An 11,594-nucleotide genomic window follows, 5' to 3' on the forward strand; every position below is an offset into this window, starting at 1 on the left:
AGCCATCAATGATGGAAGCCCGAGACGCCGTATGAGCAGGCGTCGCATGCTGTTTCTGCCGATGGCGGGACAGCCACTCTAAGTTCCGCTTCAACGTCTGACTCCGTCCCTTCGGCGATCAGAAGGTCGGGGAAAACACCTCGTCCACCACGTGGGAGCTGTTCTTCGGCCTGGTGTTCGTCTTCGCCTTCGTCCAGGTCACCAACCTGATGGCCGACGATTTCACCGCCCATGAAGTGCTCAACGGGCTGCTGGCCCTGACCCTCCTGTGGTGGGCCTGGTCGATCTCGGCCTGGATCGCCAACCGGGTACGGGCTGATTTCGGCCTGACCCGGACGGTCGTGCGTGGTGCTCGCAATGCCACTGCTCGGCGGCTCCGCGCTCCTGTTCGCGGCGGCGATCCTGCCGCAGCGGCTGTTCCACCACCTTTGGCAGATCCACGCCGCCCGACCGCACTCTGGGCAGCGTCAAGCTACCGATCTCCGGCTGGCTCATCTGGGTTGAAGAAGATTTTCACGAGTTCCGGAGCCGGCCGGTTCGTGTCCCTGCACGGGCTCGCCGTGTACGTCCTCTATGGCGGCGTGGCGCTCTTCCTGCTCAGCCACGTCGCGTTCCAATTGCGGATCACCAGGCTCTTCAGAACGATCATCTGGCCGCGCCTGACCGTGGCGGCGCTGCTGATCGCGCTGATCCCGATCCTCGACGGGAGAAGAGCCGTGCTCGCACTCGGCCTCCTCGCCGCCTGCTGCGTCCTGCTCGTCGTCGTGGAGGTCATCGTCGCGGACGGCCAGCGCAGGAGGCTGCGCGAGGAGACCCTCATGCATCACGCGGACGAAGAGACGGAGATGGGCACCGGCTGGTCGCATCCCGGTGGGCGGTGAACGAACAACCTGAGAGCGTCATGTCTGTGAGACATAAATATGCCTCACAGACATGACGCTCCGAGGGGAGGGGCGTCCCACTCGCGGGAGCGCACCGGGGTCGGCTGTGGGCCGGCGCGTGCTCGGCGGGATCGCACTGCGGCACGGCGGCGACGACTACGTGCGGTGGGCCGGTCACATCGGTTACGGCATCCGGCCGTCCGCGCGTCGGCGTGGGCTGGCCACCTGGGCGCTGGGCCGGATGCTCGCGCGCGGAGCCCGGCGGCGTGTCGTTCGACGAGGACCCGGCACGCCCGGCCTGGTCAGCCCAGCCAGCGCACGCCCTCGGCGATTCGCAGCAGTTCCTGGCTGACGTTGCTCGGCCTCGGTGGGTGGTTCCGCGGGTCGCCTATGGGGAGGTTCACCGAGACGGTCAGCTGCCCGCCGTGGAAGCTCTCGACCACGAGCACGTCGCCCTGATTGATCAGGTAGGCCCGGCTCCCCTGGACGTCGACGGTCCGCTCGGTGCGCATGGCGCGCTCGGCCTCGGCCAAGTTGATCACGTTCCTCGGGTCGGAGCTCCAGGAGATGCCGTACCCGATGCCGGTGTCCACATACGGTTTCTCGATGGCCACCCCGTCCTCCGTGGTGGCTGTGCCCGATCCGACGATCCGGCCCGACCCGTCCTGGTAGCCCACGCTGGCCGTGGCACCGCCGGCACCCTGTCCGATGTGGTCGAGGCGCTGACCGGAGGGCAGGTACGTCGGGGCGAACGGGACCGTGAGCGAGCCCGCGGGCGCTTCGCTGATGTGCTCGGCGATTCGTTGTGCCGTCGGCGCCAGCCCTGTCGTCGCCTTCCCGCTCGGCTGGCCGACGCCGTACTCGAGGAAGACCCAGTGACCAGACGGGAGCGGGAACCGGATGAACGTCCGGGTTCGGCGGGTCACGATCTGGCCGTTACGACCGTTGACCGTGACGGGCTTCCATCCCGGCTTGATCTTTGCGTATCCCTGCCAAGCCGACTGGTCGATCGACACGGCCAGGTACGGGCCGCCTGCCATTGGATACAGGACGCTCTGCCGCCGGGGGCCGCAGTCCCGGGTCGGCTCGTCCAGGCCCTCCGGCAGCCAGCCGAAGCTCAGTCCACACGCCTGCGCTGGCACGGCTGGCGGCGCCGGGCTCCCCGCCGGGCGGGGGGAGGAGCGTTCCGAGCGGTCGACCACCACCGCCGTGCCGGTGAGCGCGAGCACGGCGAGGCCGGCGAGGCCGGCGGTGGCGTACCGGCGTCGGCGGCGGGACCGGGCGATGCCCGTGCGCACCCCGGCCAGGACCACGTCGGGGTCCGGCGTGTACCGCTCGCCCTCGGTGAGCGCGCGGGTCAGTCGTGCGTTCATCGACTCTCCTCCATTTCCCACTCCAGCCGAAGGGTGGCGAAGGCGCGGGCCCGGTAGACCCGCACCGACGAGACGGCGCAGTTGAGCACGTCGGCGATCTCCCCGTCGGATAGGTCCTCGTAGTAGCGCAGCACCAGTACGGCCCGCTGCTGCGGCGGCAGCGTCGCCATCCGGGCCCACAGGTCGTCGCGCTCGGCATGCCCGACGGCGTGGTCCGGGCCGTGTTTCTCGACCGGTCGGCGGGCCTGGTCCAGCGCCGCCCGGCGCGCCCCGCGTCGCCGCAGCGACAGGTATTCCGTGAGCACCATCCGGCGCAGGTAGAGATCCGGCCGGTCCATCCGGGCGATCCGCCCCCAGCGGGCGTGCGCCCGGATCACCGCGTCCTGGACCACGTCCTGGGCGAGGTCCCGGTCGCCGGTCAGCACGGCCGCGTACCTCAGCAGGGCCGGCAGCCGGGCGGCGATCACGTCGTCGAAGCTCTCCACCCGCAACACCTCCTGCCCTGAAAACGTCACCGACGCCGCCGAACGTGACACCGGCGGCGGGACGAAGCATGGACCAGCCGTCCAGCCGCCCGGGCACCGCGTGTCGCTGCCGCTGTGTTCCACGCAGTGCCCCGGTGGCCCGGGCGGCGGCGGTGCCGGCCGGAGGTCGCGGTAGGCCTCGGCGGCGATCGCAAGGCCGGGGATCCCGAGCGCGACGGCCAGCACGAGGAAGACAGCGGCGGTACGGACGAGCCGCAGCCGGTACGCCACCTGGCCGGGTCGGCCCGGCACCGCATGAGCCGGCGTACTCAGCCGGTCGCGCCGTGGTGGCGATCACCGCGGCGCTCATCACCGGCTAGTCCCTCTCCAGGGGTAGACGATCTGCCTCGCTCGCTGGAGTCGGCCTCCAGGGAGCCGGGCCTACGGTGTCGGCTGTGGACGATTCTGCTCGCCAGCGCCGCTGGCCCGCGTACACCATGGCGGTGCTGTTCCTCGGCTATGCCGCCGGGAAGGCTGTTCTGGCCGTGCAGCACCGGCTCGGGTTTCCGGGCGGCCCGCCGGTGTCGGCCGCCGAGACCGCACGCTACGCCCGCGACTTCATGGCTCCGGCCACCGCGCAGTGGCTCGCGACCGCGTCCGGCGTGGTCGGTGCGTGCCTCGCCCTCGCCACCGTCACGCGGTTGGGGAGACGGGTGCCGAGAACACTGATGCTGCCGGTGCTGGCCGGCATGTTCCTGGCCGTGGCGAGCGGTGCCGGGATCATGATGCTGGACGGCTTCGTCGGCATCGGTGTCGGCTGGCGGTGGTACCACGGCCTCCTCGGGCTCGTGGTGATCGGGCTTCAGGCCGCGATGATCCGGTCCTACCTGAGGGCGACGAGGCGCCGCGTTGGCTCGTCACCTGGCGCGCTGGGACCTGCTGCTCTGGTCGCCGTTCTTCCTGCTCTGGGGAGCATCGTGGACGATCGCGGCAGGGCGACTGGCCAGACCCGTTCCGGGGCTTCGGTGAACGTCGCAAGCTTCCACTGCCCGCCGCGCTGCGCGAGGCGTACCTGCTCTTCGGTCGGCGGGACGACCTGAACAGCAACCCTCACGGGGCGTTGTGCGGGGCGTCCCTGCCCGGGTAGTTGGGCAGGGGGAACGGCATAGCGCTCGCGGGGTTCAGGCCGGGCGGGTCAGCTCGACCTCGTCGGCCGCCAGGACCTCGACGCCGCCCTGCGGGTCACGGACCTCCAGCACCGGTACGCCCTCGTCGAGCTGCAACGACCGGCGCTCCTTACCGCTCGGCATCCGCGCGGCTGCCCGGCGGCCGGCGCTGCCTGCTCCGGGCTGACCACGACGGGCCGTGTGCCCGCCGGCTCACCCTAGGACACCGCGAGTGAGCGGGGCCCGGACGCGCCTCGTCAGCCGTCACGGAGGGCGTCGTCGACGCCGGTCTCGTGGCGGCCGAGGTGGACGGGATCGCGGCCGGAGAGCACGTCCACCGCCGCCTTCACGCAGGCGGCGTACTCCCGGGTGGAGCTGATCCACCAGCGCTGGGCGTACCGCCGGGCGGTGTCGTCGCCGACGCCGTTCGCGTCGATGCCGAGGTGCCGGCACAGCGACACGGCGCGGGGCAGGTGGAAGGACTGGGTCACCACCGTCGCCCGGTCCACGCCGAAGATCCGCTTCGCCCGCGCGCAGGAGTCGTAGGTGTCGAAGCCGGCGTAGTCGAGCACCACCTTCCGCTCCGGCACCCCCCGGTCGACCAGCCAGCGCCGCATCGCGTCGGGCTCGTTGTAGTCGGCGTTCATGTTGTCGCCGGACACCAGGATCGCGCGGACCTTGCCGGCGTCGAACAGCCGCCGCGCGATCTCCAGCCGCCCGGCGAGGAACGCCGAGGGGATGCCGTCCGGGCCCACCTTGGTGCCCAGGACCAGGGCTACCGGCGCGTCCGGCACCTCGGCCTCGGTGAAGACGTGGCCGTCCGCGCCGCCGCGGATCCACGCCGCGCTGCCCACCACCCCGCCGGCCAGCAGCAGCACGCCGACGGCCGCCACGAGGAGTACGCGGCGCAGGAGCCGCCGGTGCGTCCCGCACCACCGGTTGAGCGCCCTGAATCGCCCCCGCATGGGGGCGATTATCCCGGCCTGTGTCCGGCCACGTTGCCCCGTGGGTTCCGGCGTGGCGGTCCGATCGCGACTAGCGTGGATGCGTCGACGGCGGGAGGAGGACGGGATGGCGCGGCGGAATCCGGTGCTCGCGCGGCTCGACGTGCTGGTCGGGCGGTGGACGGTGCAGCCGGCGGTCGAGGGCCTCGGTGCCGGGTGGACGGAGTTCACCTGGGTCGAGGGCGGTCAGTACCTGCGGCAGTTCTCCGACGCGGAGCCGCTGCCGGAGACCGCGCCGCAGGCGTGGCGGGAGAACAATCCACTGCCCACCACCCAGCTGATCGGTCTCGACGACACGACCGAGGCGTTCAGCGTGCTGTACGCCGACGCGCGGGGCGTGCACCGGGTGTACCAGATGACGTTCGCCGACCAGGTCTGGCGGATGTGGCGGGACGCGCCCGGCTTCCACCAGCGCTGGATCGCGACGGTCGGCGCGGACACCGTCGACGGCCGCTGGGAGAGGTCGACGGACGGCGCCGACTGGACGATCGACTTCGCGCTGACCTACCGCCGCTGAGCGCCCCGGCCCGGTCGCCCGGCGGGCGCTCGGGCGACGACGACGAGCTCGCCGTCGTCGCTCGCCCCGACCGGCTCCCCGGCCCAGCCGCCGTACATCCGCTCGACGGTGAAGCCGGCGGCCGCCAGGGACGCCCGCAGCTCCACCTCGGTCCGGAACCGCAGCGTGCCCGGGCTGCGCAGCTCCTCCCCGTCGGGGAGGAGGTAGTGGTGCAGGAAGCTGACCAGCCCGTCGCGTACCTCGGTCAGCTCGGTCCAGGCGTCCACCGTGCCGTCGGGCAGGGTGAGACGGCGGCGGGAGTCGGTCGGGTTCCAGCGTTCCCAGCGGCGGGCCGCCGGGTCGCGGGAGTCGAACGCCAGCCGGCCCCCGTCGACCAGGGTCCGGCGCAGCGCGGCCAGGGTGGCGGCCCACTCGGCGTCGTCCCGGATCTCCTGCGCCACGTGGCTGGTCAGCACGGCCAGGTCATGAGCGGCGTCGGGCAGGTCGGCGGCGGTGCCCTCGACCCAGGTCACCCGCTCGGCGCCCGGCTTGACGCGGGCCGCGGCCAGGGCCGCCCGCGCCGGCTCGACTCCGGTGACGGCGTGGCCGGCGGCGGCCAGCGCCAGGGTGAGCCGCCCGGTGCCGCAGCCCAGGTCGACCACGCGGGCCGCCGGGGTCTCCGCCGCGAGGCGGAGGAAGAACTTGTCGTCGCGCCCCCACGGGTTCTCCACGTCGTAGATCGCCGCCAGCCGTGCCGTCACGACCGGTCAGGGTAGCGGTCAGGAGATGTGGTGGAGGATCACGTTGTGGACGTGGTGGCTCTTCTGCGCGCCCCGGAACTCGATCTCGTAGGTGTGCGTGCCGACGTGGATGGCGATCGCGCCGGTGGAGAAGAACGACCCGCCCCAGGACTTGTTGCTCACCACGCTCACGCTGGTGATCTTCGAGTACGGGATGCTGGTGATGGCGTACTTCTTGCCGACGAAGGAGCGGTCCTGGATGATCACCCGCCGGTCGGTCAGGCCGATGAACCCGGTGCCCGTGCCGATCGCGTCGTAGACGGCGATGATCTGTTCGCCGGGTAGGAGGCCGCTCTGGATCTGCTGGAACTGTTCCCTGCGGTCGTACGTCGGAGTGGCCATGCACCCGACGGTAGGTGGGGTGTGCCAGCCCGCTCAGGGCTCGGTGACCGCGCGGACCGCGTCCTCGATGCGGGCGGCCAGCAGGACCTCGCCCTCGGTGAGCGGCTCGCCGTCGCCGTGGCCCACCTTGATCTGCGTACGGTCGGCCCGGCGGCTGATCTCGGGGCGCAGCCGCAACGCGTCCGCGACCACCGCGACGCGCTCGGTCAGCGCGGCGTGCTGGGTGTCGTCCAGGACGAGGGTGCGGCGGATCTGCTCACCCTCGCGGGTCCACCCGGACAGCAGGGCGAGGGCGTCGCTGAGGTAGTCGTGCTTTGACCGGCTGTTGAACAGCACGCGCATCACCGCACCTCCCAGGCGTCGTTGCCGGCTTGTGGCCAAATCGTCGCCGTCCCGTGTCCTCGTAGACGCTCTCTAGTCTGTCGTCGCGCGGATGGTGTGTCCACGCCCACACTTCCGTGTTCTGTTGGCCTGACGTCGGCCTCAGGTACCCAAACCGCCGATTGATCTGGCACCCTGGACGGCCGTGCGGACCGAACGGGTTAGCGGGAACGGGCAGACCGAACGGCGGGAACCGAAGGTGGTCGTCGGGGCGGCGATCATCGCGGACGGCAGGGTGCTGGCCTGCGCACGTTCCGCGCCGCCCGAGGTGGCCGGCCGCTGGGAGTTTCCCGGCGGCAAGGTCGAGCCGGGCGAGGGCGAGGTCGCCGCGCTGATCCGCGAGTGCGCCGAGGAGCTCGGCGTACGCGTGGAGATCGGCGCGCGGGTCGGCCGCGACGTCCGGATGGCGCACGGACGATCCGTTCTCCGGGTGTACGTGGCCCGCCTCCTCCACGGTGACCAGCCGAAGGCCCTCGAGCACTCCGAGCTGCGCTGGCTCTCCGCCGCCGAACTCGACAGCGTGCCCTGGCTCCCCGCCGACGCGCCGGTCGTCGCGGCGCTGCGCCCCCTGCTCGGCAAGGTCTGAGCGGGAGAGCCGGACACCGGGGCGGAAACGGGACGGGGGCCGGCGGCATCCGCCGCGGCCCCCGTCGTCGTGTCCGTGCTGCTCAGTGCTTCGGCTCGTCCTGCTGCGGGTGAGCGAAGTTGAGGTGCTCCGGCGGCAGCGGGAAGGCCACGTCGTCGCCGAACGGCGACGGCGCTGCGGCCCGGTCGAAGGTCAGCTCGGTCAGCGGGAGCTTGCCGTTGGCGTCCACCGCCGGGGCGGTCGGGTGCGGCACCTCGCGGTGCCAGTTGACGCCCTGCTGCGCCTGCGTCTCGGCCCGCGTGTCGTGCGAGCCACCGGCGTGCGAGTGCACCCCGCTGTGAGCGGGGTTGGCGGTCACGGCGCCGCTGGAATGCCCGCTGGTCACGCTGGTCTGAGGCACCTGACCCCTCCGGAAGATCTTGCTACCAAGCCACACCAGGGGATCGTACCTGCGGTCGACGACCCGCTCCTTCATGGGGATGATCCCGTTGTCGGTGATCTTGATGTGCTCGGGGCAGACCTCGGTGCAGCACTTGGTGATGTTGCAGTAGCCGAGGCCCATCTCGGCCTGCGCGTACTCCTTGCGGTCGGTCTTCGCGTCGAGCGGGTGCATGTCCAGCTCGGCGGCCCGGATGAAGAACCGGGGACCGGAGAACGCGGGCTTGTTCTCCTCGTGGTCACGGATCACGTGGCAGACGTTCTGGCACAGGAAGCACTCGATGCACTTGCGGAACTCCTGCGAGCGCTCGACGTCCACCTGCTGCATCCGGTAGTCGCCGGGGGCCACGTCGGCCGGCGGCGCGAACGCCGGCGTCTCCCGGGCCTTCTCGTAGTTGAACGAGACGTCGGTGACCAGGTCCCGGATCACCGGGAACGTCCGCAGCGGGGTGACCGTGACGGTCTCCTCCTCCTCGAACGTCGACATCCGGGTCATGCAGCTCAGCCGCGGCTTGCCGTTGATCTCCATCGAGCAGGAGCCGCACTTGCCCGCCTTGCAGTTCCACCGGCACGCCAGGTCCGGCGCGTCGGTGGCCTGGAGGCGGTGGATCACGTCGAGGACGACCTCGCCCTCGTTGACCTCGACCGTGTAGTCCTGGAGGTCCCCGCCGGTCTCGTCGCCCCGCCAGATCCGGAACTGTCGCTTGGTCCCCATTACTTGCCCGCCTCCTCAGCGAGGGCGTCGAACTCGGCGAGTTCCTCGTCGGTCAGGTACTTGGAAAGCTCGGCCCGGTCGAAGAGCTGGATCAGCTCCGAGCGCATCTTCGGCAGCGGCTTCTGGGTCAGCCGGACCGTGTCGCCGTCCAGCGCGCAGACCAGGTTCACCTGCCGCCACTTCGGGTCCATCCCCGGGTAGTCCTCCCGGGTGTGCCCGCCGCGCGACTCCTGCCGCTCCAGGGCGGCCTTCGCGGTGCACTCCGAGACCACCAGCATGTTGCGCAGGTCCAACGCCAGGTGCCAGCCGGGGTTGTAGCGCCGGCCGCCGGACGCGCTCACCTTGGCCACCCGCTCGCGCAGCTCGCCGAGCTTGCTCAGCGCGTCGACCAGCTCGCCCTCCCGCCGGATGATGCCGACCAGATTCCCCATCACGGCCTGGAGGTCCTGCTGGAGGGTGTACGGGCTCTCCCCGGTGTCCCGCTGCAGCGGCGCCAGCGCCGTCTCCACCGCGGCCTCCACCGCCGCCACCGACACCTTCGGGCGGGCGGCGAGCTGGTCGGCGTACGAGGCCGCGTGGCCGCCCGCCCGCTTGCCGAAGACCAGCAGGTCGGAGAGGGAGTTGCCGCCGAGCCGGTTGGAGCCGTGCATGCCGCCGGAGACCTCACCGGCGGCGAAGAGCCCGCGCACGGTGCCGTACGCGGCCCCGGAGTCCGGGTCCACCTCGACACCACCCATCACGTAGTGGCAGGTCGGGCCGACCTCCATCGGCTCCTTGGTGATGTCGACGTCGGCCAGCTCCTTGAACTGGTGGTACATCGAGGGCAGGCGGCGGCGGATCTCCTCGGCCGGCAGCCGGGAGGCGATGTCCAGGTAGACGCCGCCGGCCGGCGTACCCCGACCGGCCTTGACCTCGCTGTTGATCGCGCGGGCGACCTCGTCGCGGGGGAGCAGCTCGGGCGGACGCCGGTTGTTGTCCGGGTCCTTGTACCAGCGGTCCGCCTCGGCCTCGTTGTCCGCGTACTGCTTGCGGAACACGTCCGGGACGTAGTCGAACATGAACCGCTTGCCTTCGGAGTTCTTCAGCACCCCACCGTCGCCGCGGACCGACTCGGTGACCAGGATGCCCTTCACCGAGGGGGGCCAGACCATGCCGGTCGGGTGGAACTGGAGGAACTCCATGTTGATCAGAGTCGCCCCGGCGCGCAGCGCCAGCGCGTGACCGTCCCCGGTGTACTCCCAGGAGTTCGAGGTGACCTTGTAGGAGCGGCCCACCCCGCCGGTCGCCAGGACCACCGCCGGGGCTTCGAAGAGGACGAACTCGCCGGACTCCCGGTAGTAGCCGAAGGCGCCGGCGACCCGGTCGCCGTCGAGCAGCAGCTCGGTGATGGTGGTCTCGGCGAAGACCTTGATCCGGGCCTCGTAGTCGCCGTGGTCCCGCTTGTCCTCCTGCTGGAGAGAGACGATCTTCTGCTGGAGGGTGCGGATCAGCTCCAGGCCGGTCCGGTCACCGACGTGCGCGAGCCGGGGGTACTCGTGGCCGCCGAAGTTCCGCTGGGAGATCTTCCCGTCCTTGGTGCGGTCGAAGAGCGCACCGTACGTCTCCAGCTCCCAGATCCGCTGCGGCGCCTCCTTCGCGTGCAGCTCGGCCATCCGGAAGTTGTTGAGGAACTTGCCGCCGCGCATGGTGTCCCGGAAGTGCACCTGCCAGTTGTCGCGCGGGTTCACGTTGCCCATGGCGGCCGCGGCGCCGCCCTCGGCCATCACGGTGTGCGCCTTGCCGAAGAGCGACTTGGAGATGATCGCGGTCTTCTTGCCGGCGAGCCGGGCCTCGATCGCCGCGCGCAGGCCGGCGCCGCCGGCCCCGATCACGACGACGTCGTAGTGGTGTCGTTCGATTCGCGTCTCAGTCATGTCCCGGGCCTTCAGTTGATGAACCGCAGGTCGTTGAACCACCCGGCCGCGACCGCCATGACGTAGAAGTCGGTGAGCGCCAGGGTGCCGAGGGTGATCCAGGCGAGCTGCATGTGCCGGACGTTCAGCCAGGACACCCCGGTCCAGGCCTTGTAGCGCACCGGGTGCTTGGAGAAGTGCTTCAGCCGGCCGCCGATGATGTGCCGGCAGGAGTGGCAGGAGATGGTGTACGCCCAGAGCATCACCACGTTGCCGATCAGGATCAGGTTGCCGAGCCCGAAGCCGAAGCCCTTGGGCGAGTGGAAGGCGTAGATCGCGTCGTACGTGTTGATGATCGAGATGATCGCGGCGGCGTAGAAGAAGTAGCGGTGCAGGTTCTGGCCGAGCAGCGGGACGCGGGTCTCACCGCTGTACGCCTTGTGCCCGTCGGGGACTGCGCAGGCCGGCGGCGACAGCCAGTACGACCGGTAGTACGCCTTGCGGTAGTAGTAGCAGGTCAGCCGGAACAGCAGCAGAAACGGCAGGGTCAGTGCCGCGTCCGGGATGATCCACCAGCCGGGCAGGAAGCTGCCGAAGTGCGAGGAGCCCTCGACGCACCGGTCGGTCACGCAGGGGGAGTAGAACGGCGTGAGGTAGTGGTACTGGTCCACCCAGTACCACTTGTGCATGAAGACCCGGACCGTCGCGTAGATGACCCAGGCGCTGAGCCCGACGACGGTGATCAGTGGCGCGAACCACCAGCGGTCGGTCCGCAACGTCTTCGCCGCTATCGCGGCGCGTGCCCGCGCCCCGTGCGGCCTCGTTGCCGTTGATGTCATTCGAGTCGTCTCCCTGACGGCGCCCTCGCGAGGGCGGCGGATCACCTTCCGTACCGGTCAGTGGACCGGCGAGACCGCGTCCACTGCCACGTCTTGCGCACACCAACGACCGCGTCGGCGAAACCGACGCAGCTAAGTGACACACGTTACGCCGATCTTCGCGGCCCGGCCGCGCAACGCAGTGTCCCGTGTGTCCCGGTGCTTGGAAAGACCCAAG

General features: G+C 70.7%; 14 protein-coding genes. 4 read left to right on the plus strand and 10 right to left on the minus strand.

Annotation, left to right across the window (positions count from 1 at the left end):
• Positions 1–158: 158 nt before the first annotated feature.
• Complete coding sequence (locus ACGFI9_RS29645) at positions 159–881, plus strand: low temperature requirement protein A (RefSeq protein WP_393183364.1); 723 nt, start codon at positions 159–161, stop codon at positions 879–881.
• Between the two features lie 302 nt (positions 882–1,183).
• Here ACGFI9_RS29645 and ACGFI9_RS29650 read toward each other — a convergent pair whose 3' ends face one another.
• Both ACGFI9_RS29650 and ACGFI9_RS29655 read right to left on the minus strand, forming a co-directional pair.
• The gene (locus ACGFI9_RS29650; RefSeq protein ID WP_393183113.1) at positions 1,184–2,254 is read right to left on the minus strand and encodes a hypothetical protein; all 1,071 of its coding nucleotides are present in this window, start codon (positions 2,252–2,254) and stop codon (positions 1,184–1,186) included.
• On the minus strand, positions 2,251–3,030 hold the full coding sequence (locus ACGFI9_RS29655) for a SigE family RNA polymerase sigma factor (RefSeq protein WP_393183115.1): 780 nt from the start codon (positions 3,028–3,030) through the stop codon (positions 2,251–2,253). The genes ACGFI9_RS29650 and ACGFI9_RS29655 overlap by 4 nt, the downstream gene beginning before the upstream one ends.
• Positions 3,031–3,173: 143 nt before the next feature.
• On the opposite strand from ACGFI9_RS29655, the gene ACGFI9_RS29660 reads away from it, so the two are divergent.
• Complete coding sequence (locus ACGFI9_RS29660; protein WP_393183117.1) at positions 3,174–3,818, plus strand: hypothetical protein; 645 nt, start codon at positions 3,174–3,176, stop codon at positions 3,816–3,818.
• Between the two features lie 81 nt (positions 3,819–3,899).
• Here ACGFI9_RS29660 and ACGFI9_RS29665 read toward each other — a convergent pair whose 3' ends face one another.
• Together ACGFI9_RS29665 and ACGFI9_RS29670 are read right to left on the minus strand one after the other, a co-directional pair.
• Complete coding sequence (locus ACGFI9_RS29665) at positions 3,900–4,028, minus strand: hypothetical protein (RefSeq protein ID WP_393183119.1); 129 nt, start codon at positions 4,026–4,028, stop codon at positions 3,900–3,902.
• Positions 4,029–4,141: 113 nt separating this feature from the next.
• Positions 4,142–4,849, minus strand: a complete 708-nt coding sequence (locus tag ACGFI9_RS29670; RefSeq protein ID WP_393183121.1) for a vancomycin high temperature exclusion protein — start codon at positions 4,847–4,849, stop codon at positions 4,142–4,144.
• Between the two features lie 106 nt (positions 4,850–4,955).
• Between ACGFI9_RS29670 and ACGFI9_RS29675 the strand changes: the two genes are divergently transcribed.
• The gene (locus ACGFI9_RS29675) at positions 4,956–5,405 is read left to right on the plus strand and encodes a hypothetical protein (protein ID WP_393183122.1); all 450 of its coding nucleotides are present in this window, start codon (positions 4,956–4,958) and stop codon (positions 5,403–5,405) included.
• Here the strand turns inward: ACGFI9_RS29675 and ACGFI9_RS29680 are convergent.
• From ACGFI9_RS29680 to ACGFI9_RS29690, 3 genes are read right to left on the minus strand one after another with little or no spacing between them, the layout of a single operon-like run.
• On the minus strand, positions 5,393–6,145 hold the full coding sequence (locus ACGFI9_RS29680) for a class I SAM-dependent methyltransferase (RefSeq protein WP_393183124.1): 753 nt from the start codon (positions 6,143–6,145) through the stop codon (positions 5,393–5,395). The two genes, ACGFI9_RS29675 and ACGFI9_RS29680, sit on opposite strands and share 13 nt — an antisense overlap.
• An 18-nt stretch (positions 6,146–6,163) precedes the next feature.
• A complete protein-coding gene (locus tag ACGFI9_RS29685) occupies positions 6,164–6,526 on the minus strand; it encodes a PH domain-containing protein (RefSeq protein WP_393183126.1) in 363 nt (120 codons plus the stop codon).
• Positions 6,527–6,559: 33 nt separating this feature from the next.
• Complete coding sequence (locus ACGFI9_RS29690; RefSeq protein WP_393183128.1) at positions 6,560–6,868, minus strand: 4a-hydroxytetrahydrobiopterin dehydratase; 309 nt, start codon at positions 6,866–6,868, stop codon at positions 6,560–6,562.
• Positions 6,869–7,052: 184 nt separating this feature from the next.
• On the opposite strand from ACGFI9_RS29690, the gene ACGFI9_RS29695 reads away from it, so the two are divergent.
• Entirely contained in the window at positions 7,053–7,493 is a 441-nt protein-coding gene (locus ACGFI9_RS29695) for a (deoxy)nucleoside triphosphate pyrophosphohydrolase (RefSeq protein WP_393183130.1), read from the plus strand.
• Between the two features lie 82 nt (positions 7,494–7,575).
• On the opposite strand, the gene ACGFI9_RS29700 is transcribed toward ACGFI9_RS29695, so the two are convergent.
• Genes ACGFI9_RS29700 through ACGFI9_RS29710 form a run of 3 tightly spaced genes read right to left on the minus strand, consistent with a single transcriptional unit; the run spans position 7,576 to position 11,377 of the window.
• Positions 7,576–8,646, minus strand: coding sequence for a succinate dehydrogenase/fumarate reductase iron-sulfur subunit (locus ACGFI9_RS29700; RefSeq protein WP_393183132.1), 1,071 nt, complete (start codon positions 8,644–8,646; stop codon positions 7,576–7,578).
• Complete coding sequence (locus tag ACGFI9_RS29705) at positions 8,646–10,559, minus strand: fumarate reductase/succinate dehydrogenase flavoprotein subunit (protein ID WP_393183134.1); 1,914 nt, start codon at positions 10,557–10,559, stop codon at positions 8,646–8,648. The genes ACGFI9_RS29700 and ACGFI9_RS29705 overlap by 1 nt, the downstream gene beginning before the upstream one ends.
• An 11-nt stretch (positions 10,560–10,570) precedes the next feature.
• Entirely contained in the window at positions 10,571–11,377 is an 807-nt protein-coding gene (locus tag ACGFI9_RS29710; RefSeq protein WP_393183135.1) for a hypothetical protein, read from the minus strand.
• Positions 11,378–11,594: the final 217 nt, after the last annotated feature.

The sequence above is a fragment of the Micromonospora sp. NPDC048930 genome, from assembly GCF_043197935.1.
Lineage (GTDB): Bacteria > Actinomycetota > Actinomycetes > Mycobacteriales > Micromonosporaceae > Micromonospora.